Consider the following 22,881-nt stretch of genomic DNA (forward strand, 5'->3'; position numbering starts at 1 on the left):
GTGCGCACGGGGATCGGGTACGACTCGCACCGGCTCGAGGCCGGCCGGCCGCTCATCCTCGGCGGCCAGCGGATCCCCTTCGAGAAGGGGCTCGCCGGCCATTCGGACGCCGATGCGGTGGCGCACGCCCTGACCGACGCGATCCTGGGCGCGGCGGCGGCCGGGCGACATCGGCAAGCTCTTTCCCGACACCGATCCCGAATGGAAGGGCGCCGACTCGCTGCAGCTGCTCCGGCAGGCCTGCGAGCTGGTGCGCTATCGCGGGTTCGAGCCGCGCCAGGCAGACATCACGGTGATCGCCGAGCGGCCCAAGCTGGGTGCCTATCTTCCCGCCATGGCGGAGGCCCTCTCCCGGGCCACCGGCATCCCGGTGGCCGCGCTGGGCCTCAAGGCCAAGACCAACGAAGGCATGGGCTTCATCGGCCGAGGCGAGGGCATCGCGGTGATTGCCGTGGCCACGCTGGAGACGAGCTGATGGAGCGGCTCGTGGCGTGGCTCATCGAGCTGCCGCCGCTCACGATCTACCTCGCGCTCGGCCTCTCCACCCTCATCGAGAACATCTTTCCCCCCATGCCGTCCGATGTCGTGACGGCGCTGGGCGGCTTCCTCACCCAGCACACCACGGTGTCCCCCGTGTGGGTGTGGGTCGTGGCCTGGTCGGCCAACATGGGTGGCGCGGTCGCCATGTACCTGCTGGCGCGCCGCCATGGCCGGCGGTTCCTGGTGAGCCCGCTGGGCCGCCGCCTGCTGCCCGCCGAGGCGATCCTGAGCATGGAGCGGGAGTACCTGCGCTTCGGCCTGGCCGGGATCTTCCTGGCGCGGCTCCTGCCGGGCTTCCGCACCTTTCTGGCACCCTTCGTCGGCATCGTCAACCTGCCGCCCCTGCGGGCGCTGATTCCGATGGCGCTCTCCTCGGCGCTCTGGTATGCCGGCCTGGTCTGGGCCGGCATGCGGGTGGGGGAGGAGTGGGCGGCCATCAACGAGTTCATCGGCCACCTGAACCGCACCCTCGCCGTGGTGGCCCTGGTCGTGGGCGGTCTGGTGGGCTGGTGGCTGTGGCGCCGCTCCCGCGCTGCGGGCCCGCGCCGTCGCCGGGTCCTCCGCCTGATCCGCTACGCGATGGGGGAGCAGGCGCCGGATGCCGCGCCACTCCCCGACGGCGACCTGGCCACCCGCGGGGCCGCGGCGCTGCTGCATGAGCTGACACATGCCGACCCCGGGCTCTCCCTGGAGGAGCGCGAGGCGCTCGCCGAGCGGCTCCGGCGCACCTGGGCGGTCGGCACCGCCGAGCTGCGGCACTCCAGCTCCGCCAGCGCCGCCATCACCGACACCGCCGAGCTCGCCTCGATCGTCACGGAGACCTACGACCGCACGCGCCGCATCGCGCTGGCGGAGCGGCTCTATCGCATCGCCATGGGCGACGGCACGCTCAGCCTGCACGAGGAGCGGGTGATGCGGCGGGCCGGCGACCTCCTCGGGCTCGGCGCGGAGGACCTCGCCGAGGCCCGGCGCCTGGCCAGCACGTGAGCCGCGCGGAGGCCGCGGGGCGGGCCTTCCTGCTCGAGCTCTTCCGCGACTACCTGGCGCTCGAGGCCGGGCATAGCGCGAACACGGTGGAGAGCTATCTTCGCGACCTGACGCGGTTCGTGGGATGGCTCGACCAGCGGGGCGTGGCGGGCCCGGCGCTGGTCACCCGGACGCTGGTCCGGGAGTTCATCTTTGCCCTCAAGGACCTGGGGCTCTCGGCCGCGACGATCCGACGGCAGGCCTCCGCCATCCGGACCTACTATGGCTTCCTGATCGCGGAGGGCCGGGTCGAGCAGGATCCGAGCGACCGGCTCGAGATGCCGCGGCGCGGCCGGCGGCTCCCGGACACCCTCTCGGTGGCGGAGATGGAGGCGATGCTGGCGGCCCCAGACGCCGATGCCCCACTGGCCTGGCGGGACCGGGCCCTGCTGGAACTCGGCTACGGCGCCGGGCTCCGGGTGTCCGAACTCTGCGGCCTGACGATGCCGGATCTCCTGCTGGCGGAGGGGCTGGTGCGGGTGCTGGGCAAGGGGTCGAAACAGCGGCTGGTGCCGGTGGGGCGCAGCGTCATCGGCGCCGTGTCGGTGTACCTGCACCAGGTGCGGCCCGGCCTCGACCATGGCGCCAGCCGGGACCGGGTGCTGCTGAATGCCCGCGGGGCGCCGCTCTCCCGCGTTGGCGCCTGGGGCATCGTGAAGCGGCTTGCCCGCGTGGCCGGCATCCGGAAGCGCGTGACCACCCATACGCTGAGGCACAGCTTCGCCACGCACCTGCTCGAGGGGGGGGCCGACCTCCGGGCCGTGCAGGAGATGCTGGGCCACGCGGACCTGTCTACCACCCAGATCTACACCCACGTTGATCGCGAATACCTCCGGTCGATTCACCGCCAGTTCCATCCCCGTGGCTGATCGCCGCGGGGCCGCGCTGCTGCTGCTGGCGCTCATGGGGTGCGCCCACTACACGCCGCGTCCCCTCGACGCGCCCAACGCCGCCGCCTGGGAGGCCGCACGGCTCGACGCCCCGGCGGTGCTGGCCGCGCTGGATTCCGTCGGCGCGGCGCCGGGCGCTGGGCGCTGGCGTGGCATCGACGTGGCCCGGGCCGCCTGGCTCCGTTCGCCCGCGCGGCGCCGCGCCGACGCCGAGGTCGAGGCGGCCCGCGCCGCGCTGCGAACCGCGGGCGCCAGGCCCGCGCCGGGGATTGCCACGGAATCCGAATTCGCCTTCAGCGGCCGTGACGGCAGCTCGCGCTGGGGCCTCGCGCTCACCGGGCTCTTCCGGGTCGAACTCGGCGGCAAGCGCGGGGCCCGGCAGGCCCGGGCGGAGGCAGCCGTCCTCTCGGCCGTTGCCCGCGGACGGGCCGAGGGCTGGGAGCTCGAGGGGAGCGTGCGCCGGGAGGCGCGGGCGCTCGCGGCGCTCGAGGGTGCGGCCGCGGCCGCGCAGGTGCTCCGGGGCGCGCTCGATTCGGTCCGGGACCTCGCCGAGGCCAGGTACGCAGACGGCGCGCTCGGGACCATCGAGCTGGCCCGGCTGCGCGCCGACCGCGCGACGGCGGGCCAGGAGGAGGCTCGCCTCGCCCGCAGGCGCGGGGAGCAGCGGGCCGTGCTCGCGGCGGAGGCGGGGGTTCCCGAGGAGGCGTTGCGGGCGCTCGGCCCGCTGCTGACGGATGCGTCACGCTGCCCGGACGATGCGGCGCGTCCTGCGTTGCTGGCGGGCGCCCTCGAGCGGCGCTGGGACCTCCGGGTGGCGCTGGCTGCCTATCAGGAGGCCGAGGCCGACCTGCGGGGCCAGGTGGCCCGGAGCTGGCCCGACCTCGACCTGGGTCCGGGGCTGTTCTTCGACCACGGCGTGGGCAAGTGGACGCTGGCGCTCGGGCTCCCGGACCTCCTCCTGCACGGCAACCGGGGACCCATCGGGGAGGCCCTCGCGGCGCGAGACGTGGCCGCTGCGCGAGTGGAGGAAGTATCGGCCGGCGTACTCACCGAGGTGGATGCGGCGCTTGGCGCCTGCCGCGCGGTCGCGCGCGAGCGCGCCGCCTTCGACCCGGCCGCCGCGGCGGCGCGCCTTGCGGCGATGGAAGCCGCGTGGCGACGGGGCGAGATCGGCCGGCTGGAGGTGGCCCTCGCGCGCGCCGACCTGGCGCGCCTGGAGCAGCAGGCGGTGGAACTGGAGGGCGCCGAGGCCGGCGCGGCGGATGAACTGGCATGGCGGGCCGGCGCTGACGCGCTGCCCGAACGCTGAGACGGAGGCGGGACAATGCGGAGATCGCCGGGCAGGGCGATCCTCCCCGCGCTGCTCGTGGTCGCGCTGGCGTGCGCCGGCGGGGCGGGCCACGACGAGGCGGAGGCGCAGGACCAGGAGGCGGAGCCGGCGGCGCTGGTGCCGGTGGGGGAAGGCGCCGGCCTCGCGCTCGACAGCGCCCTGCGGGAACGCATGGGCATCCGCCTGACCACGCTCGCTCGCGCCGCCGTCCGGCCCGAACGCGAAGTACCGGCCTTCGTGGTGGACGATCCGGGCGCCACCACGACCGTCCGCGCGGCGGTGGGCGGGCGGCTGCTCCCCGCCGGCGACGGCCCGTGGCCCCGCATCGGGGAGCTGCTCTCCGCCGACGAATTGATCGCCGTGGTCGGCGATGCGCGACCGATCGCCGTCCCGCGGGGGGGCACCGTCACCCGGCTCCTGGCCCAGCCCGGTGAACTGGTGCAGGCGGGACAGCCGCTGCTGGAGCTGGTGGACTACGGGCATCCCCTGGCCCAGGTGGCGTGGGCGGGCGAGGGCGCGCCGCCCGCGCGCCTGGCGTTCGCGCTCACCCCCGGCAGCACCCGGATCGCCGGAGGGCTGGCGGGCGCGGCCCCGACGGCCGACCCGCTCACCCGCCTCCCCGCGTATCACTACCGCCTGGCGGGCGCCGCCGGTCTTCGGCCCGGCGTGCTGCTGACGGGCTACCTCCCTGATCCCGACGCCCCGTCAGGGGCCGTGCTGGTGCCGGACGACGCGGTGGTGCAGTGGGACGCGCTCGCGTGGGTGTATGTCGAACGGGCGCCGGGGCGGTTCCTCCGCGTGCACGTGGCCACCACGCACCCCGTGCCCGGCGGCTGGCTGGTGACTGAAGGCGCGGTCCCCGGTGACCGCGTGGTCAGCCGCGGGGCGGGGCAGCTCCTCTCGGAGGAGTTCCGCGCCCGGATCACCGTGGGCGAGGAAGTCGGCGAATGAGCGTCGGGGCCACCGGATGCTGAACGGACTGGTCCGGTTCTCGGTCCGGCGTCCCGGAGTGGTGATCGGGCTGGCGGCGACGCTCGTGGCCTACGGCCTGACGATCGTCGCCCGCGCCCGGCTCGACGTGTTCCCGGAATTCGCGCCGCCCCAGGTCTCGATCCAGACGGAGGCGCCCGGCTTCTCGCCCGATCAGGTCGAGGTGCTGGTCACCAAGCCGATCGAGGACGCCATCAATGGCGTCAACGGCGTGGCGGTCCTCCGCTCGCAGTCGATCCAGGGGCTCTCGGTGATCACGGCGGTGCTGGAGCGCGGGGTCGAGGTGCGCGAGGCCCGACAGCTTCTCGCCGAGCGGCTCGGCGCGCTCGGCGGCCGGCTCCCCGCGGCCGTCGAGGCCCCCGTCCTCTCTCCCCTCACCTCGTCCTCCAGCACGGTGCTCATGGTGGGGTTCACCTCCGAGCACCGCTCGGCGATGGACCAGCGCACCTTCGTGGACTGGGTGGTCAAGCCGCGGCTGCTGGCCACGCCGGGCGTGGCCAAGGTGGCGATCTTCGGGGGGGAGGTGCGCCAGCTGCAGGTGCAGGTCGACCCGGCGCGCCTGGCACGGCTGGGGCTCTCCCTGGCGGACGTGGTGGACGCGGCCGGACGCGCCACCGGGGTGCGCGGGGCCGGGGTGCTCGACGATCCCAACCAGCGGATCGTGGTGCGCACCGAGGGCCAGCTGGCCACGCCCGCCGCGCTGGGCCAGAGCGTCGTCCGGGCCTCCGGCGGCGGGAGCATCCGGCTCCGCGACGTGGCCACGGTCCGCGAGGGCGCGGAGCCCAAGTTCGGGGACGGGAGCATCAACGGCGGGCCGGGGATCGTGGTGGTGGTTTCCGGGCAGCTGGGCTCCAATACCAAGGAGGTGGCGATCGCGGTGGAGCGGGTCCTCGCCGACCTGGCGCCCACCATCGCGGCGGAGCAGCTCACCTTCCACCCCGACCTGTTCCGGCCCGCCTCGTTCATCGACCTGGCGGTGCGGAACATCACCGTGGCGCTGCTGGTGGGCGGCGTCCTCGTGTCCGTGGTGCTGCTGCTGTTCCTGTTCGACCTGCGCGCCGCCGCGATCTCGCTGTCGGCCATCCCGCTCTCCCTGCTCGCGGCCATCATCGTCCTCGACCGCTTCGGCTACAGCCTCAATACGCTCACCCTCGGCGGGCTGGCGATCGCGCTCGGCGAGGTGGTCGATGACGCCATCATCGATGTCGAGAACATCGCCCGGCGCCTGCGGGAGAATCGCCGGCTGCCCGAGCCACGGGCGGTGATGGCGGTGGTGCGCGACGCCTCGATCGAAGTGCGCCACAGCGTGGTCTATGCCACCTTCGTGGTGGCCCTCGTCTTCGCCCCGGTGCTCACCATGAGCGGGGTGCAGGGGGCGCTGTTCCTTCCGCTCGGCGTGGCCTACATCCTGGCGACCCTCGCCTCGCTCGCGGTGGCGCTGACCGTGACGCCCGCGCTCACCCTGGTGCTCCTCGGCCGGCGGGACGGCGCCGCGCCCGAGCCGGGACTCCTCCGTGCCCTCCGGACGGGCTACGAGCGCCTGCTTGGCACGCTGCTGCCACGACCGCGGCTGGTGGCGGCTGGTGCCGTGGCCGTCTGCGCCGGCGCCGTGGCGGTGCTGCCGTTCTTCGGCTCATCGTTCCTGCCGGATTTCCGCGAAGGCCATTACGTGGTGCACATGGCGGCCGTCCCGGGCGCCTCGCTGGAGGAATCGGTGCGCCTGGGCCGGATGGTCAGTCAGGCGATCGCCCGGGACCCGCGCGTGCTCGCCGTGGCCCAGCGCGCCGGCCGGGCCGAGCTCTCCGAGGACACCTGGGGCACGCACTACAGTGAGATCGAGGTGGAGCTCAAGCCGCTCGAGGGCATCGAGGCGCGGACGGTCCAGGACAGCCTGCGCGCCCACTTGCGCGGGTTTCCCGGCGTCAGCTTCGCCATCCGGGGCTTCCTCACCGAGCGGATCGAGGAGACGCTCACCGGGTCCACGGCCCAGATCGTGGTCCGCATCTTCGGGGAGGATCTCGACAGCCTGGATGCGGCGGCGCGACGGGTGGCCGGGCTAGCCCGGGGGATCCCCGGCGCGGTGGATGTGCAGTACGAGCCGCCCGCCGTGGTGCCCGAGGTGACCGTCCGATTGCGGCCGGCCGCGCTCGCGCGGGCCGGCCTGGCCGGCGACGACGTGCTGCGCGACGTCGAAACCGCCACCCGCGGCGCCCGGGTGGGGCAGGTCTACGACGGGGCGCGGGCCACCGACGTCGTCGTGATCCTCGAGGCGGCCGCCCGGGCGCGTCCCGAGGATCTCGGCGCGCTCCCGCTCCGCGGGGATGATGGGCGGCTCACCACGCTCGCCCGGGTGGCCGACATCGGTCGCTCCACGGGGCGGTACCTCATCGCGCACCAGGGCACCCGGAGGGTCCAGACCGTCACCGCCAATACCCGGGGACGGGACGTCGCCGACTTCGCCCGCGAACTCGAGACCCGGCTTGCCGCTCCCGGCCTGCTGCCCCCGGGCAGCTACGCCGAACTGGCGGGCACGGCCACCGCCCAGCGGGAGGCCGAGCGCGAGCTGCTGGTCCACAGCCTGCTGGCGGGCGCGGTGATCTTCCTGCTGCTCTGGCTCGCGTTCGCGGAGCCGGGCCGCCTGCTCCTCGTCCTCGCCAACCTGCCGTTCTCCCTGGTGGGCGGGGTGGCCGCGGTGGCCCTCTCGGGTGCCACGCTGTCCCTCGGCTCGCTGGTGGGGTTCGTCACGCTCTTCGGGATCGCCACGCGCAACGCCGTGATGCTGGTATCGCACTACGACCACCTGGTGCGCCTCGAAGGGGAGCGCTGGGAGGCGGCGACCGCGCTACGCGGCGCGAGTGAGCGCCTGGGGCCGATCCTCATGACGGCCACCGTCACCGGGCTGGCGCTGCTACCCCTCGCGCTTGGCAGTGGCGACCCCGGCCGGGAGATCGAGGGCCCCATGGCCATCGTCATCCTGGGCGGCCTCGTCACCTCGACCGTGTTGTCGCTGTTCGTGCTGCCCACGCTGGCGCTGCGCTACGTGCGGTTCCGCGGGGACTGAGCGGCCGCGCGCCAGGAGCCAGCGGATGTGGGACCGCTGCAGGTGGTAGATCCCGCCCCCGTAGACCGCCGTCGCCGCCGCCAGCGCGGCCCGCAGCAGGCTCCCGCCGGGACCCTGGTGCACGGCGGAAAGCACCTCGAGTCCCATCGCCACCGCCCCGCCCGTTCCGGCCAGCGCGCCGAGCGAGGACCGGAAGGGCCCCTCCCGACGGCCGCGTGCCTCCGCCACGGCGTAGCCCAGCACGGTGAACGCCGCGAGGTGCTCCAGGGTCCGGAGGATCTCGCGCGTACCGGTGGCCCCCCAGACATGGCCGAAGCCGAGGCTGGCGTGCCAGGATCCCAGCGCCGACCACGGAGGCCAGCTCACCTGCAGCAGCAGGTAGAGCGCAAGCACCGGTGTCACGCGCCGGAGGGTCTCCGCCTCGAAGCGTCGCTCGAGGGCATTGGCCGGGCGGCGTTCGGCGCCCCAGACCCAGGTGGCGCCCGCGATCACGGCGCTGCCGCCGGCCACCGCCAGGGGCGCGGTGGCCAGCCCGGCTACCGCGCCCACCAGGAACCACGCCCCGGCGCCCAGGGCCACACGCCCCAGCGGGAGCGCGTCCGCGGGACCGAGGCGGTGACGGTAGACGGCCCCAAGCACCTGTGCCCCCGCGAGCCCCAGCAGCCCCGCCAGCAGCAGGCGGTGCGGTTCCCCGGTGGCCGCCAGCCCGCTCACCCACAGCAGCGGGACCAGGAGGTACACCAGCCCCATCAGCGGCAGCTCCAGCGCGAGCGCGCCGATCAGGGCCGGCGTCACCTGGATCCGGCGCCGGAGCGCGCCGGCGCTGAGCCCCCCGAGCCACGCGCCGAGCCCGTTGGTGCACACGTCGAAGGGCGAGGGAAAGCGGCTGGGCAGGAAGAGCTGCGCCGCCTCGACCGCGGCGCTCAGCGCGAGCCCGAGCAGCAGCGGCCGGCGGGCGAGCGGGTCTTCCACGGTCAGGGTCAGCTGGGCCAGGAATCCGAGGGGGATGAACATCCCCACATTGGCCACGGCATCCGCGAGGTCCGCCTTCCAGGAGAGGTGGAATGAGGCGGGCATGCCGAAGTCAAACGGCACCAGCGTGACGATCACCACCACGCCCAGCAGGTACCCGAGGAACGCCCGGGCCAGCCGCGCACCGGTCGTGCCGTTCACCGACGGCACACGGGCGCCGCGCCACGACGGGGACGCCGGCCGCGGGGTAGAGGAAGGTGCGCTGTCCTGGGGTACACGGGTCGCCTGGCTCCGGGGTGCCAGTGGGAGGTGTTGCTGAGGGTTGGTCTATCGGGAGGTATCGGCCGTGCGGCCCGGAACCTGAGCGCGACGCGCCGGCCTAGTCGTCGGCGTCACGGGCTCCCGCCTCGAGGCGGTCGCCCAGCCAGTCCACCAGGAGGAAGGCTTCGAGCAGCAGGGCCGCCGCCGCCACCGCGCCGGCCGGGAGCGCCGCCCAGGGCCCGATGCGCCCGTGGAGCAGGTAGCCGATCCCGCCCCCGAGCGCAGCGGGCCCGACGAGGAACAGCAGGAGCAGCAGGAAGGAGACCCCCGCGGTGAGCAGGTGCTGCCCCATCTGCTCGATGCCGCCGGGGCGGATCTCGGTGCGCACCCATGCCGGGTACAGGAGGGCGCCCCCGTTCTGGATGCCGAGGGACACGATGTTGATGCCGGCCAGCACCGCGAGGGCCGGAACCGTGAGCAGCACCAACTGCGAAGCGGGGAGCGGCAGCCGGTCCTGCGCCAGCAGCGCCCCCAGGCCGACGCCGCCCAGGACCAGCTGGAGCGCGGTCAGGACCGAGGCTGAGGAGAGGATCATCCCCGTCATGATCTGCCGGCCGGGGAGTGGCCAGGAGCGGATCAGGTCGAGGTGCTCGACCTCACCACGCAGGTCCACCCGGACCCACTGGGGGCCGAGCAGGGTCAGCATGCCCGCCCAGGAGAGCGCGAGCACGCCGACGAAGCCCAGCATGTTGCCGCTCTCCTCGCCGACCACACCGCCCACCACGACGATGCCGACCAGCAGGAGCAGGAGCGTGAGCAGGGACGCGGGGCTCGTGGTGCGCAGCAGCCGGGTGAGGTTCTTCCACATGATGGCCAGCACCGGCGAGCCCGTGGCGCCCAGCGGCAGTCGGCGACGGTGGGCCTCGGGACGGAGCGGCGCGACCGTCCCTTGCCGCCGCCAGCGTGAGAGCAGTTCCGCGCGACGCGCGCTCGCCTCGATGGCCGCTTCCTCGAAGCTGCGGTCCGCCCGCAGGATCCATAGTACGTGCAACCCCACCACGAGGAGCCCCGCCGGCAGCGCCCGCGCGAACGCCCAGCCCGATTCCGCCGCGAGCGGCCCGAGCGGCAGCCGGAAGGGCCACACCAGCCACGAGAGCGGGGCCGTCCCGGCGAGCGTCAGGAGCCACTCGAGCGGATTCCCGTTGGGCGGTGCGAGCTGCCGTGCGGTGACCACGCCCACGCCGACAAGCAGGCCCGCCACCACCACCGTGGGCCAGGTCCGCCGCCACCCCGCGCGGCCATGCACGAGCAGGCTGTCCCGGGTGAGGGCCGTCCCCAGCCGGTGCAGGGAGAGGGTAGTGAAGAAGATCCACAGCCCGGCCATGTGGAGCAGCGGGTGGGCGCCGTCGGCCCGGCGCCAGAACAGCATGGTCCAGAGCAGCACGTTGAAGAGGACGAGCACCTGGTTGCGTCCCAGCTTGTAGGCCAGGAGCGCCGCGCGGGACAGCGGGGCGGGGAAGAGGAACTGGACCTCCGCGGGCGCGAAGGCCAGGGCGCTCCGGTCGGCGCCGAGCAGCCACCACTTGGCCACCAGTACCAGCAGGAACAGCGTCCCCCCGCCCGCCACGGCGCGGGTGGCCAGCCCGCCCCCGGGCCCCGCCCGCTGGCCGAAGAGCACCAGGCCCAGGTAGGCCACGCCCACCAGCACCGCGAGCGCGTAGCGGGGGCTGCGGAGCTGGCGCAGCAGCCGGCGGCCGCGGTTCCAGGCGGTGCAGCGCAGCAGGTAGAGCGCGGCATCCGTCACGCCGACGGCGGCTCCCCGTGCCCGGTGAGGGAAAGGAAGAGGTCTTCCAGGCCACGCCCGCTGAACTCCGGGCGCCCCGCGGCAATCTCCGCCACGGTGCCCATGGCCACGCGCTGCCCGTTCTGGATGATCAGCACCCGGGTGCAGAGCTCCTCGACCAGCGGGAGCAGGTGCGAGCTCAGGATGACCGCCGCCCCCGACTCCGCCCGGGCCGCGATCGTGCGCTTCATCCGCCGGATGCCCACCGGATCGAGCCCGGTCAGCGGTTCGTCGAGGATCAGCACCCGCGGCTGGTGGATCAGCCCGCACGCGATCGCCAGCTTCTGGCGCATGCCGCGCGACAACTCACTGGCCAGGCTGTCGGCCTTGTCCGACAGCTCCAGTTCCTCCAGCAGTTCCGGGGCACGCCCCACCGCCTCGGGCTGGCGGTACAGCCGCGCCACGAAGCCCAGGTGCTCCAGGACGGTCAGGTAGTCGAACAGCTGGGGCTCATCGGGGATGAAGGCGAGTGCCGCCTTGGCGGCGACCGGGGCGTGCGCGAGGTTGTGGCCGGCGATCCGGATCTGGCCCTGGGTCGGCGGGATGATCCCTGCCAGGCTGCGGAGGGTGGTGGTCTTCCCGGCGCCATTGGGACCCACCAGGCCGAGGATCTCCCCGGCCGGGACGTGAAAGGAGAGCCCTTGCACCGCCGTGAGGGCCCCATACACCTTCGTGAGGTCTTGGACGTCGATCACTGCCGGTCTCCCGCCCGATTCCGCTGAAACCAACACTCGGGCTCGCGCGTCTCTAGATGAAACACCCAACCCGCTCGGGGTCGGGACCCGGGGAGCAGGATATGCGAAACTACTGGATCAGGATCCTCGCCGGCGCCGTGGGCATCTTCGCCATCGGCATGGCGCTCATCACCGGCTTCCGGGCGATGAAGTCCAAGGTCACCACCACCTTCAACAGCACCGACCCGATCCCCATCCCGCTGGTCGGGCTGTTGCCGTTCCGGCTCGACGACGCGAAGCTCGGCAGCCTCAGCCGGGTGGAGTTCCTCCGGCACGATCCGGAACACCTCTCCGGCGTGCGCGTCCTCGTGAAGCTGGCCGATTCCGTCGGACCGGACCGGCTCCGCGAGTGCGTGCTGGTGGTCGATGACGTCGAGCGGATCAATGACCGGACGACGTTCCGGTGTGCCCCGATCGGCGGGATACCGGCCGGGGCCGAGGAGTTCGGCACGGTTCGGGTGCAGGGGATGCCGGACAGCTTCCCGCTCTTCCTGCCCACCAAGGTGGTCGCCGACCTGCGGCGCACCGAGATCCGGCTGGACCACAACGGCCTGCACGTGAACAGTATCCCCGACCCCGTCCACGCGGCCATGGAGGCCAAGGCCGATTCCCTGCGGGAGGCCCTGGGCGATCGGATCGAGGCCCGGTCCGACTCGGTGGATGACCTGCGCTCCCGCGCCGACGAGCTCGAGGACTCCTCCGCCCGCCTCGGCGCCGCGCAGCGGCGGGTTGTGGAGCGCCAGGCCGACTCCGCGCGGACTGCCATGCGGGCCATGATCGACCGGATGAAGGCGGATGAGGCACGGTTGGGGGCGGTCGAGCGCATGGGCGAGTTCTCCCCGGAGCAGGTGGATTCGCTGGCCCGGATGGGTCGGCGGATCGCGGACTCGGTGCTGGGTGAGGTCGCCCGGCAGCTGCAGCAGGCGCGGCTCCAGGTCGAGGGGCAGGGCGCCGCAGCCACCGGCACGGGGGCGCCCGCGGTGCCCCGGGTCAGCGTTGAAGCCCCGCCGCCCCCTCCGCGACCCTGACCGAGGCGCCGGCATGCTCCTGGTACTCGACAACTATGACAGCTTCACCTACAACCTGGTCCAGTATGTGGGGGAACTCGGGGCGGAGCCGGTCGTTTACCGCAACGATGCCCTCACGGTGGACCAGGCCCTCGCGCTAGGCCCCGAGGCGATCATCATCTCGCCCGGTCCCGGCGAGCCCCGCGACGCCGGGATCTCGATCCCCCTGATCCGGGCAGCCGCGGGCCGTGTGCCCCTCCTCGGCGTCTGCCTGGGGCACCAGGCCATGGGGGAGGCGTATGGTGGTCGGGTGGTCCGTGCCGGGCGGCTCATGCACGGCAAGACCACCCAGGTGACCCACCTCGGGGAGGGACTCTTCCGCGGCCTGCCGAATCCCCTGACGGTTATGCGCTACCACTCCCTGGTCGTCGCCGCCGAGGATTTCCCGGCCGAGCTCGAAATGACGGCGTGGTCCATGGATCGGCCGCGGGGGCAGGAGGTCATGGCGCTCCGGCACCGGACCCACCCCCAGTTCGGGGTCCAATTCCACCCGGAGTCGATTGCCACGGAGGCCGGGCGGGAGCTCCTGTCCAACTTCCTGCGGCTGGCCGCCGCCTGGCGTACAGACCGGGTGGCCGCAATCGCCTAACCACTTGACGGATAATCAGCTAGGCACTACGACCTGGCCCCCCGAGCCGCCCGGCACGACTTTTGACAGGACCGGGCGGCTTTATTACGTTCGGAAATGCGCGTCCTCGGTGTCATCCCGGCCAGGCTCGGCTCGACCCGCATCCCCCACAAACCGCTGCAGCCCCTGGCCGGCGAGCCCTTGGTGACCCGCGTGATCCAGCGTGTGCAGCGTCTCGGGTTGGTGGACGAGCTCGTGGTGGCCACGGATTCCACCATGGTGGCGCGGGTGGTGGAGCTGGCCGGCATCCGCGCGGTGCTGACCCGGCCCGAGCATGAGAGCGGCACGGATCGGGTGGCCGAGGTGGCCGCCCGGCCCGAGTTCGGCGGCCATGACGTGGTGATCAACATCCAGGGCGATGAGCCCTTCCTGCCCGCGGCGGCGCTGCGGGGGGCCCTGGAACGGGTGACGGTCGACGGGGACGACGTCGGGACGGCCGCGGCCCCGCTGGCGCCGGAAGACGTGGCCGACGCGGCCCGGGTAAAGGTGGTGACCGATCACCGCGGCCGCGCGCTCTACTTTTCCCGGGCCCCGATCCCATACCGGCGCGATCCGGGGGGGCCCTGCCGGGACCTCTACTGGCAGCACGTCGGGGTCTACGCCTACCGGCGGGCCGCGCTGGCGCGGTGGGTGGGGTTGCCGCCGGCCCAGGCGGAGCTGGCGGAGCGGCTGGAGCAGCTCCGGGCGCTGCACCATGGGATGACGGTCGGAGTGGCACGGCTCGAACAGCCCGCGCGGCCGGGGGTCGACACCCCCGAGGACCTGCGCCGCGCGGAGGCATACTGGCTCGCTCAGGAGGAGGACCAATGACCAACGGCACCACCAGCACCAAGTACATCTTCGTGACCGGCGGGGTGGTCTCCTCCCTCGGCAAGGGCATCGCGGCGGCCTCGCTCGGGCGGCTCCTGGTGGAGCGCGGGCTGACCGTCACCATGCAGAAGTTCGACCCGTACATCAACGTCGATCCGGGTACGATGTCGCCGTTCCAGCACGGCGAGGTCTACGTCACCGACGACGGCGCCGAGACCGACCTCGACCTCGGCCACTACGAGCGCTACATCGACCGCTCGCTCTCCCAGCAGAACAACATTACCACCGGCCGCATCTACCAGAACGTCATCGGCAAGGAACGCCGCGGCGAGTATCTCGGCTCCACCGTGCAGGTCATCCCCCACATCACCGACGAGATCAAGAACGCCATCCGCCGCCCCGCGCCGGGGCACGACGTGGTGATCACCGAGATCGGCGGCACGGTCGGCGACATCGAGTCCCTGCCGTTCCTCGAGGCCATCCGCCAGTTCCGGCAGGAGGTCGGGCGGGACAACGCGCTGTTCCTGCACCTGACCCTGGTGCCCTACATCGCCGCGGCGGGGGAGCTCAAGACCAAGCCCACCCAGCACTCGGTGCGCGACCTCATGCAGATCGGGATCCAGCCCGACATCCTCATCTGCCGCAGCGAGCAGCCGATCAGTCCCGAGATCAAGCGGAAGATCGCCGGGTTCTGCAACGTCGACTTCGAGTGCGTGATCGAGAGCCCCGACGTCAAGTCCATCTACGAGATCCCGGTGCGTTTCCGGGAGCAGGGCTTCGACCGCGTGGTCTGCGAGCGGCTGCGGCTGGAGACCCGGGAGCCGGACCTCACCAGCTGGAAGGCGATGGTCGAGAAGATCCTGCGGCCCAGGCACGCGGTGCGCATCGCGGTGGTGGGCAAGTACACCGACCTGCACGACGCGTACAAGTCGGTCCAGGAGGCGCTCATCCACGGGGGCATCGCCAGCGATGCCGGGGTGGCCATCGACTGGCTCTCCAGTGACCAGTTCACCAGCCAGGAGGCGGCCGGCCGCCTGCTGGAGCAGTACGACGGCCTCCTCGTGCCCGGCGGCTTCGGCATCCGGGGCATCGAGGGGATGATCGAGGCGATCCGCTGGGCCCGGGAACACCAGCTGCCGTTCTTCGGCATCTGCCTCGGGCTGCAGGTCGCCATCATCGAGTTCGCCCGCCACGTCTGCGACATGCCCAACACCACCAGCACCGAGTTCGAGCCCGAGTGCGAGGCGCCGGTGATCGCCCTTATGGCCAACCAGCGCGAGGTGAAGGACATGGGCGGCACCATGCGGCTCGGCGCCTACGCCGCCAAGCTGCGGGACAAGTCCCGCGCCGCCCAGGCCTACGGCACGCTGCAGATCAGCGAGCGGCACCGGCACCGCTGGGAGGTGAACAACGCCTACCGCGACGTGCTGGCCGAGCATGGCCTGCGGCTGTCGGGGCAGTCGCCCGACGGGGGGCTGGTCGAGATCATCGAGCTGCCCGACCACCCCTGGTTCCTGGGCTGCCAGTTCCACCCCGAGCTCAAGTCCCGGCCCACCCGCCCGCATCCGCTCTTCGCGGCCTTCATCGCGGCCGCGCTGGAGCGGCGCCAGCGACCTCCCGCCGCGGCGCGGCCCGCCGTGGCCGCGGCCAGCCGCTGAGATGCCCTGGACCTTTCGCGGGGCGCCGTTGCTGGTGGCCGGCCCCTGCGTGGTCGAGCCGGGCGACATCATGCCCCGCGTGGCGGAACGGCTGGCGGGGCTCGGCGTCCGGCTCGGCATCCCGGTCTGCTTCAAGGCCAGCGTGGACAAGGCCAACCGCGCCCGGGGCGACGCGCCCCGCGGGCCGGGGTTCGAGGCGGGCTTACGGTTGCTCGAGCGGGTCCGGCGGGAAAGCGGGTTGCCGGTCCTGACCGATATTCACGAGCCGGGCCAGGCGGCCCTCGCCGCCGAGGTGGCCGACGCCCTGCAGGTCCCGGCCTTTCTCTGCCGCCAGACCGACCTGCTCGTGGCCGCGGGTCGCACAGGGCGGCCGGTGAACATCAAGAAGGGGCAGTGGATGGCCCCCGAGGCGATGGCCGGGGCGGCCGAGAAGGTGCGCGCGGCCGGGGGGATGGACCTCGCCGTGACTGAACGGGGGACCAGTTTCGGGTACGGGGACCTCGTGGTGGACATGCGGAGCTTCGCCCGGTTGCGCGAGGCCTGCCTGGCGCCGGTCCTCTTCGACGCCACCCACGCCGTGCAGCAGCCGGGGCAGGGCGCGGGTGGGGCCACCGGCGGACAGCGCGAGCACATTCCCGCCCTGCTGCTGGCCGCCGCCGCGGCCGGCGCGGATGGGTTCTTCCTCGAGACGCATCCGGCCCCGGATCGCGCGCCGAGCGATGGGGCCACCCAGTGGCCGCTGGACCAGCTGGAGCCGCTGGTGGAACGCGCCCTCGACGTGTGGCACGCCGCCCGGGTGGGGCGGGGCGCCACCGCCTCGGGCCGCCGGGGGCCGGAGTGATCGACGGCGCGGTCGCCGGCCGCATCAAGCTGCTCGGCCTGGACGTCGATGGCGTGATCACCAACAACGCCATCTACCTCGGGCTGGTGGAGGGCCAGCGGATCGAGTTCAAGCAGTTCGACATCCAGGATGGGCTGGCCATGGGCCTGGCCCGCCGGATGGGGCTGCTGGTGGCGTGGGTGAGCGGTCGCTATTCCGATGCCACCACGCTCCGGGCCACCGAGCTCCGGGTCGACGAGGTGATCCAGGACAAGGGCGCCCGCAAGGTGCCGGCGATGACGGAGATGCTGCTTCGGCGCGGCATCGGCTGGGACGAGGTGGCGTTCCTGGGCGATGACCTGGCCGATATCCCGGTGCTGCGGCGGGTCGGACTGCCGCTGGCGGTGGCCAACGCGGTGGATGAAGTGAAGCGCCTCGCGGCCTGTACCACCCGTGCCAGCGGCGGCGCCGGCGCGGTGCGGGAGGCGATCGAGCTGCTCCTGCGAGCCCAGGGGCGCTGGGACGACGCGGTGCGGGTCTATCTCGAGGACCGGGGAGAACAGGCATGAGGCGTGATGGGGTCGCGTGGCTGGGGCTGCTGCTCGGCGTGGGGGGCCTGGCGGCCTGCTCCGATGAGGGCGTGAAGCCGACGGTCACCGTCACCGCGGCCGACACCGCCGACCAGGTGCTGACCCGGATGGAGCACCTCATCACCACCGATGGGGTGCGGCGCACCCGCGTGCTGGCCGACACCGCCTACATCTACGAACCGACCCAGCTGGCGCGGCTCAAGCAGGTCACGGTGACGTTCTTCGATGCCAACGGCCTGGAGCGGTCCACGGTGACGGCCGATTCCGGCCTGTACCAGATGCGCGACGGTTCGATGACGGCGTGGGAGCATGTGGTGGGCAAGACCCCGGACGGCAAGCGGCTGACCAGCAACGAACTGCGCTACGACGCCCGCAGCCGGGAGATCTCCTCCACCAAGCCATTTGTGTTCGACCGCCCGGGGCAGCACCTGGAGGGCAATGGCTTCGTGAGCGATCCCGACTTTGCCAACGTGCGCGCCCAGCAGCCGCGGGCCCACCAGCTGCCCGGCCAGGACGGCGCTCCCGCGGGCGGCGGCATCCGCCTGCCGGGGCAGGACTGACCCGCATGCGGCACGGCGCGCCCCTCCTGCTCCTCCTGGCCCTGCCGCTCGCCGGGCAGGCCCGGCCGGCCCCGCGGAGCGGGGGGTGCAGCTTCTCGCTCGACTACGTGGGCGGGGTGGGCACGCAGCAGGTGTTCGGCGCCGACACCAACTACTACGCCGGCGGCGGCGTCCGGATCAGCTGCACGGGGACGCCGGTCCGCATGGCCAGCGACTCGGTTGCGTTCTACGGCCGGGGGCGCAACACGATGGTGGTGTTCGTGGGCCGCGTGAAGTACCGCGACTCGCTGATCACCCAGGACGCCGACCTCGGCACCTACTACAAGAACGGCGAGCGGTGGGAAGCCCGTGGCAACGTCGTGACCGAGAACCTGCAGAATGGTTCCACGCTTCGGGGCCCGTCACTGGACTACCTCCGCACCATGGCCGGGGTCCGGGATACCGCGGAGCTGTTCGCCATCGGGCGGCCCGTGATCCACTCCGTGACCACCGATTCCACCGGCGCGCGAGGCGAGCCCTACGTGGTCGTCGGGGACCGGGTGCGGATGAAGGGCAACGACCGGCTGTGGGCCGGGGGCCGGGTCACCGTGGATCGCAGCGACTTCGCCGCCCGGGGCGACTCGCTCTTCCTCGACACCGGACCAGGAAACCACGGGTTGCTGCTCGGGACCCCCTCGATGCATGGGCTCGGCCGCGATTCGTTCGAACTGACCGGCCGGCGCATCGAGCTGACGCTCGACGGTCAGGCCATCACCTACGTCACGGCGGTGGACAGCGGCCACGCGGTGAGCGCCGACCTGGACCTGGTGGCCGACACCATCGGCCTCGATCTGGAGGCGGAGCAACTGGTCCAGACGCTGGCGTGGGGGCATGGGCTCCGGCCGCGCGGCCTCACCAGCGACTACGAGATCCGCGGCGACTCGCTGGCCTTCGACACGCCGGCCCGGGTGCTGCACGAAGTCCGGGCCTTCCGGGCCGCCTGGGTGGGCGGGGCCCCGGACAGCGCCGGCGGGGAACGCGACTGGATGGCGGGCGACACCGTGGTGGCGCGGTTCATCCAGTGGGACTCCGCGGGGAGCCAGCGGACCAGCCTCGGCACCCTGGCGGCCAGCGGCACGGCGCGGTCGTTCTACCGGGTGGCCAACGAGCAGCGACCGGGCGGACTGCCGTCCATCAACTATGCGCGGGGAGACCAGATCACGGTGCACATGAAGCCGGCGGGCCGGCGCGGGGTCGAGCGGGTGGACCTGCGCGGACGGGTGGATGGGCTCAACCTGGAGGCGGCGCCGGTCGCGCCGGCCCCGGGCGACTCGCTCCCCCCGGCCCGGCCGGAGGCCCGATGAGCGACCTCATCGCCCGGACCGCCGACCGCGACCCGTCGGTGCCGCTGGCGCTGGCCGCGCTGGTCCGCGATGCGGCCCCCGACGGCCGGGTCGACCTCCCGACCCTCGGCGCCTCGTACCGCGAGACCGTGCTCACCGCCCGGGCCGAGGCGAGCGAGTCCGGCCCCGAGCTCTCCAGCGACGAGGTGCACGAGAACCTCACCCGGTCGGTGCTGCCGCGCCTGGCCGACGAAGGGTGGATCGCCCCGGGGCAGGGCGATGAGTGGCGGGAGATCCGGGCCACGGGCCCCTGGTGGGACGAGGCGCTCGCCGATCGCGCTACGGCCCGCACCCGGCTGATGGCCGCCGGCGTGGCGGGGCTCCGGCGGCGGGCCAGCCTGACAACCGTGCACAGGGGGCCCGTCCCGGGTGGCAGCGTCCTCGACGGCGCGGGCCTGAGCAAGTCGTTCAAGCGTCGCCGCGTGGTCGACGACGTGAGCGTCCACGTGGCGCAGGGGGAGATCGTCGGGCTGCTCGGCCCCAACGGCGCCGGCAAGACCACCACCTTCTACCTCATCACCGGCCTCATCCGGCCCGATGCGGGCACCGTGTCGCTGGATGGCGCCGACCTCACCGCCGCGCCGATGTACCAGCGGGCGCGCCGTGGCATCGGCTACCTCGCCCAGGAGCCGAGCGTCTTCCGCAAGCTCACGGTGGAGGAGAACATCCTCGCCATCCTGGAGACGCTGGACCTCTCGCGGGCCGAGCGGAAGGAGCGGCTGGAGTCGCTGCTCGACGAGCTGTCGATCAAGCACCTCCGGAAGAGCAAGGCGTACTCCCTCTCGGGCGGCGAACGGCGCCGGCTCGAGATCACCCGCGCCCTGGTCACCCGCCCCAAGTTCATGCTGCTCGACGAGCCCTTCGCCGGCGTCGACCCGATCGCCGTCCATGACATCCAGACGATCGTCGCCGGCCTCCGGCACCGGGGCATCGGGGTGTTGATCACCGACCACAATGTCGAGCAGACGCTCGACATCGTGGACCGGGCCTACATCATGTTCGAGGGCAAGGTGCAGGTGGCCGGCCCCGTCCGGGACCTCGTCTTCGATGACCGGGTGGCCCAGCTGTACCTCGGACCCACGCTGACGGCACGGCTGCGGGCCCGCCTGGAGAACGTCGCGTGAGAACCGGGCTCTCGCAGCACACGTCCCTGCGGCAGGACCTGCGGATCAACCCGCGCCTGTACCAGGCCATGGACATGCTGTACATGCCGATGATGGACCTGCAGCAGCACCTCAAGCAGGAACTCCTCACCAACCCCTTCCTCGACCTGGTGGAGCCGGAGGAAGAGGACGTGACCCAGGGCGACCAGACGCCCACCAAGGAAGAAGAGAAGGAGAAGATCAAGGAGGAGAACGAGACCGACTGGGAGGAGATCCTCCTCAACGGTTTCGAGGTGCAGGGCGGGGCCCGCGAGGAGTACGAGGAGAAGGAGTACACCGAGCCGGTCACCGTCGAGACCCACGACCTCCAGGACCACCTGCGCGAGCAGCTCATGCTCCTGGACCTCACGCCGCGGCAGAAGCTGCTCGTGGAGGAGTTCCTGGGGAACCTCAAGGACGACGGGTACCTCGCCGCCGGCCTCGACGAGATCCTCACCCAGGTGAACAAGCTCCTCGAGGAGCACGCCGACCGGGCCGCGGGCCGGACCCCGGTCCGCCCGGCCGCACCCGAGGAGGCCGACGACGACGATGCCTTCCCGGAGGTGTTCGGCGAGGACGTCGAGGAACCGGAGCCCGAGCCGGTGAAGCGCCCCCCGATGATGATCGGCGTGCCGGCGGGCGGCGCCACGATCATCGCGGAGGACGCCGTGCCCCCCCAGGCGCCCCTGGCGCCCTGGGTGCCGCGTCCCGGGATCCCGTACTTCAGCATGGCCGAAGTCGAGGAGATGCTGAAGATCCTGCAGCGGCTCGACCCGCCGGGGGTCTGCGCCCGCGACCTGCGCGAGTGCCTGCTGCTGCAGCTCGAGGAGCGGAAGGAACTGGAGAGCCTCACGTACCGGCTGGTCAATGAGGCCTTCCCCGACCTCATCGCCCATCGCTGGAACGACCTCGGCCGGCGCTTCGGCACCGAGCCGGCACGGGTCCAGGCGGCCGCGGACCTGCTGGCCCGCCTCGACCCCAAGCCGGGGCTCAAGTACTCCAACGCCGGCGACGGGTACGTGATCCCCGACCTGGTGGTCGAGAAGATCGATGGCCAGTACCGGGTCTTCCTCAACGACACCGGCGTCCCGCGGCTCCGGCTCTCCCGCTCCTACCAGGAGCTGGCCCGCGACAAGAAGAAGTTCACGCCCGAGCACCGCGAGTTCATCGCCTCCCGGATGAACAGCGCGAACTGGCTGATCCAGGCCATCGAGCAGCGCCGGCAGACCATGCTCAAGGTGATGAACTTCATCGTCGACCGGCAGCGGGACTTCTTCGAGAAGGGGATCGAGTACCTCAAGCCCCTCACCCTGCGCGAGGTGGCCGAGGTGATCAACATGCACGAGTCCACCGTCAGCCGGGTCACCAACGAGAAGTTCGTGCAGACCCCGCGCGGCGTGCTCCCCCTCAAGTTCTTCTTCTCGAGCGCGCTCTCGACCGCCAGCGGCGAGGATGCCAGCGCGCGCTCCATCCGGGCCAAGCTGCAGAAGATGGTGGCCGAGGAGAAGACCGGCGACCCGCTCACCGACCAGCAGATCGTGCACCTGTTCCAGGAGCAGGGCATCAAGATCGCCCGGCGCACCGTGGCCAAGTACCGCGACCAGCTCGGCATCCTCCCGGCCCGGATGCGCAAGCGGGTATGAACCGGCCCGTCGTGTCCGTCCTCGTGCCCGCCAAGGACGAGGCGGAAAACCTCCCCGAGTTCGTCCGCCTCTGCGGCACCGCGCTCGGTCCCGCCGGATTCCCGTTCGAGGTGGTGGTCGTCAACGACGGCTCCCGCGACGCGTCCGCGGCCGTGCTGGAGCGGCTGCGGGCCGAGTTCCCCTTCCTGCGCGTGGTCACCCACCGGCGCCAGCGCGGCATCGCTGACGCCCTCACCTCGGCCGCGGACGCGGCTCAGGGTGACGTGCTGGTCTTCTACCCCGCGGACCTGCAGTACCTCCCCGAGGACATCCCCACCCTGGTGCAGCCCATCCTCGACGATGAGGCCGACATCGTCACCGGCACCAAGCAGGGAAAGTACGAGAAGGCGTTCGTGTCCCGGATCTACAACGGCCTCTGCCGCCTGCTCTTCGGGGTCCAGGTCACCGACCTCAACTCGGTCAAGGCGTACCGTCGGGAGGTGGTCGACGGCCTCCCCCTGCGGCCGGACTGGCATCGCTACATGGTCGTCATCGCGGTGACCAACGGGTTCCGCCTCACCAGCCGCCCGGTGCCCCTGTATGCCCGGCGCGCCGGCGTGTCCAAGTTCACCTGGCGGCGGATCCCCGTCGGCGTGCTCGACCTGCTGTCGGTCTGGTTCCAGCTCCGCTTCGGACGCAAGCCGATGCTCTTCTTCGGCGTGGCCGGTGCCGTGCTGTTCGTCGTCGGGTTCTTCGCGGGGCTGGTGGCCCTGGTGCTCCGCTTCGGCTACGGGATCGGGTTCCGGCCCCTGCTCAACCTGGTCGAGACCATGGTGATCAGCGGCATCGTCCTCTTCGGCTTCGGCTTCCTCGGGGAGATGGTGGCGGGGTTGCGGGAGGAAGTGCGCGAGCATGCGCGGCGCGGCCGTCACCTTGATGGTGGATGAACCCGGCC

General features: G+C 72.5%; 18 protein-coding genes and 1 pseudogene. 17 read left to right on the plus strand and 2 right to left on the minus strand.

The window, feature by feature from the left end; genetic code table 11:
* The 6 genes and pseudogenes from IPJ95_11545 (at position 1) to IPJ95_11570 (ending at position 7,837) form a co-directional block, all read left to right on the plus strand.
* Positions 1–475, plus strand: a pseudogene (locus tag IPJ95_11545) (2-C-methyl-D-erythritol 2,4-cyclodiphosphate synthase).
* Entirely contained in the window at positions 475–1,527 is a 1,053-nt protein-coding gene (locus IPJ95_11550) for a TerB family tellurite resistance protein (GenBank protein MBK7924247.1), read from the plus strand. Before IPJ95_11545 ends, IPJ95_11550 begins: the two are co-directional and overlap by 1 nt.
* The gene (gene xerD / locus IPJ95_11555; protein MBK7924248.1) at positions 1,524–2,435 is read left to right on the plus strand and encodes a site-specific tyrosine recombinase XerD; all 912 of its coding nucleotides are present in this window, start codon (positions 1,524–1,526) and stop codon (positions 2,433–2,435) included. Before IPJ95_11550 ends, xerD begins: the two co-directional genes overlap by 4 nt.
* On the plus strand, positions 2,428–3,765 hold the full coding sequence (locus tag IPJ95_11560; GenBank protein MBK7924249.1) for a TolC family protein: 1,338 nt from the start codon (positions 2,428–2,430) through the stop codon (positions 3,763–3,765). Before xerD ends, IPJ95_11560 begins: the two co-directional genes overlap by 8 nt.
* 15 nt (positions 3,766–3,780) lie before the next feature.
* The gene (locus IPJ95_11565; GenBank protein MBK7924250.1) at positions 3,781–4,737 is read left to right on the plus strand and encodes a hypothetical protein; all 957 of its coding nucleotides are present in this window, start codon (positions 3,781–3,783) and stop codon (positions 4,735–4,737) included.
* Positions 4,738–4,753: 16 nt separating this feature from the next.
* Entirely contained in the window at positions 4,754–7,837 is a 3,084-nt protein-coding gene (locus IPJ95_11570; GenBank protein ID MBK7924251.1) for an efflux RND transporter permease subunit, read from the plus strand.
* Positions 7,838–9,188: 1,351 nt separating this feature from the next.
* On the opposite strand, the gene IPJ95_11575 is transcribed toward IPJ95_11570, so the two are convergent.
* Positions 9,189–10,874, minus strand: a complete 1,686-nt coding sequence (locus tag IPJ95_11575; GenBank protein ID MBK7924252.1) for a hypothetical protein — start codon at positions 10,872–10,874, stop codon at positions 9,189–9,191.
* Positions 10,871–11,608 carry an ABC transporter ATP-binding protein gene (locus tag IPJ95_11580; GenBank protein ID MBK7924253.1) on the minus strand — a complete coding sequence of 246 codons (738 nt, stop codon included), beginning with the start codon at positions 11,606–11,608 and terminating at the stop codon, positions 10,871–10,873. Before IPJ95_11580 ends, IPJ95_11575 begins: the two co-directional genes overlap by 4 nt.
* Positions 11,609–11,709: 101 nt before the next feature.
* Here IPJ95_11580 and IPJ95_11585 point away from each other — a divergent pair, with 101 nt between their 5' ends.
* The 11 genes from IPJ95_11585 to IPJ95_11635 all read left to right on the plus strand — a co-directional run bounded on the left by IPJ95_11585 (position 11,710) and on the right by IPJ95_11635 (position 22,873).
* Complete coding sequence (locus IPJ95_11585) at positions 11,710–12,675, plus strand: hypothetical protein (protein ID MBK7924254.1); 966 nt, start codon at positions 11,710–11,712, stop codon at positions 12,673–12,675.
* 13 nt (positions 12,676–12,688) lie between these two features.
* Positions 12,689–13,303 carry an aminodeoxychorismate/anthranilate synthase component II gene (locus IPJ95_11590; protein MBK7924255.1) on the plus strand — a complete coding sequence of 205 codons (615 nt, stop codon included), beginning with the start codon at positions 12,689–12,691 and terminating at the stop codon, positions 13,301–13,303.
* A 96-nt stretch (positions 13,304–13,399) separates the two neighbouring features.
* Complete coding sequence (kdsB, locus tag IPJ95_11595; GenBank protein MBK7924256.1) at positions 13,400–14,152, plus strand: 3-deoxy-manno-octulosonate cytidylyltransferase; 753 nt, start codon at positions 13,400–13,402, stop codon at positions 14,150–14,152.
* Positions 14,149–15,810 (plus strand): CTP synthase, encoded by a 1,662-nt coding sequence (locus IPJ95_11600; GenBank protein MBK7924257.1) that lies wholly within the window; start codon positions 14,149–14,151, stop codon positions 15,808–15,810. Before kdsB ends, IPJ95_11600 begins: the two co-directional genes overlap by 4 nt.
* A gap of 1 nt (position 15,811) precedes the next feature.
* Positions 15,812–16,651, plus strand: coding sequence for a 3-deoxy-8-phosphooctulonate synthase (gene kdsA / locus IPJ95_11605; protein MBK7924258.1), 840 nt, complete (start codon positions 15,812–15,814; stop codon positions 16,649–16,651).
* On the plus strand, positions 16,648–17,199 hold the full coding sequence (locus IPJ95_11610) for an HAD hydrolase family protein (protein ID MBK7924259.1): 552 nt from the start codon (positions 16,648–16,650) through the stop codon (positions 17,197–17,199). The genes kdsA and IPJ95_11610 overlap by 4 nt, the downstream gene beginning before the upstream one ends.
* Complete coding sequence (lptC, locus tag IPJ95_11615; protein MBK7924260.1) at positions 17,196–17,780, plus strand: LPS export ABC transporter periplasmic protein LptC; 585 nt, start codon at positions 17,196–17,198, stop codon at positions 17,778–17,780. Before IPJ95_11610 ends, lptC begins: the two co-directional genes overlap by 4 nt.
* A gap of 5 nt (positions 17,781–17,785) precedes the next feature.
* Complete coding sequence (locus IPJ95_11620; protein ID MBK7924261.1) at positions 17,786–19,123, plus strand: hypothetical protein; 1,338 nt, start codon at positions 17,786–17,788, stop codon at positions 19,121–19,123.
* A 338-nt stretch (positions 19,124–19,461) separates the two neighbouring features.
* Complete coding sequence (lptB, locus tag IPJ95_11625; GenBank protein MBK7924262.1) at positions 19,462–20,286, plus strand: LPS export ABC transporter ATP-binding protein; 825 nt, start codon at positions 19,462–19,464, stop codon at positions 20,284–20,286.
* Complete coding sequence (gene rpoN, locus IPJ95_11630; protein ID MBK7924263.1) at positions 20,283–21,947, plus strand: RNA polymerase factor sigma-54; 1,665 nt, start codon at positions 20,283–20,285, stop codon at positions 21,945–21,947. Before lptB ends, rpoN begins: the two co-directional genes overlap by 4 nt.
* Positions 21,944–22,873, plus strand: coding sequence for a glycosyltransferase family 2 protein (locus tag IPJ95_11635; GenBank protein ID MBK7924264.1), 930 nt, complete (start codon positions 21,944–21,946; stop codon positions 22,871–22,873). Before rpoN ends, IPJ95_11635 begins: the two co-directional genes overlap by 4 nt.
* Positions 22,874–22,881: the final 8 nt, after the last annotated feature.

The organism is Gemmatimonadota bacterium (assembly GCA_016713785.1).
Lineage (GTDB): Bacteria > Gemmatimonadota > Gemmatimonadetes > Gemmatimonadales > GWC2-71-9 > JADJOM01.

Bases quoted from the DNA above. Each gene is read 5' to 3' on its own strand.
- IPJ95_11550 (MBK7924247.1), top strand. From the start codon at position 475: ATGGAGCGGCTCGTGGCGTGGCTCATCGAGCTGCCGCCGCTCACGATC.
- IPJ95_11565 (MBK7924250.1), top strand. From the start codon at position 3,781: ATGCGGAGATCGCCGGGCAGGGCGATCCTCCCCGCGCTGCTCGTGGTC.
- IPJ95_11570 (MBK7924251.1), top strand. From the start codon at position 4,754: ATGCTGAACGGACTGGTCCGGTTCTCGGTCCGGCGTCCCGGAGTGGTG.
- IPJ95_11585 (MBK7924254.1), top strand. From the start codon at position 11,710: ATGCGAAACTACTGGATCAGGATCCTCGCCGGCGCCGTGGGCATCTTC.
- IPJ95_11590 (MBK7924255.1), top strand. From the start codon at position 12,689: ATGCTCCTGGTACTCGACAACTATGACAGCTTCACCTACAACCTGGTC.
- kdsB (MBK7924256.1), top strand. From the start codon at position 13,400: ATGCGCGTCCTCGGTGTCATCCCGGCCAGGCTCGGCTCGACCCGCATC.
- IPJ95_11600 (MBK7924257.1), top strand. From the start codon at position 14,149: ATGACCAACGGCACCACCAGCACCAAGTACATCTTCGTGACCGGCGGG.
- kdsA (MBK7924258.1), top strand. From the start codon at position 15,812: ATGCCCTGGACCTTTCGCGGGGCGCCGTTGCTGGTGGCCGGCCCCTGC.
- lptC (MBK7924260.1), top strand. From the start codon at position 17,196: ATGAGGCGTGATGGGGTCGCGTGGCTGGGGCTGCTGCTCGGCGTGGGG.
- IPJ95_11620 (MBK7924261.1), top strand. From the start codon at position 17,786: ATGCGGCACGGCGCGCCCCTCCTGCTCCTCCTGGCCCTGCCGCTCGCC.
- lptB (MBK7924262.1), top strand. From the start codon at position 19,462: ATGGCCGCCGGCGTGGCGGGGCTCCGGCGGCGGGCCAGCCTGACAACC.
- IPJ95_11635 (MBK7924264.1), top strand. From the start codon at position 21,944: ATGAACCGGCCCGTCGTGTCCGTCCTCGTGCCCGCCAAGGACGAGGCG.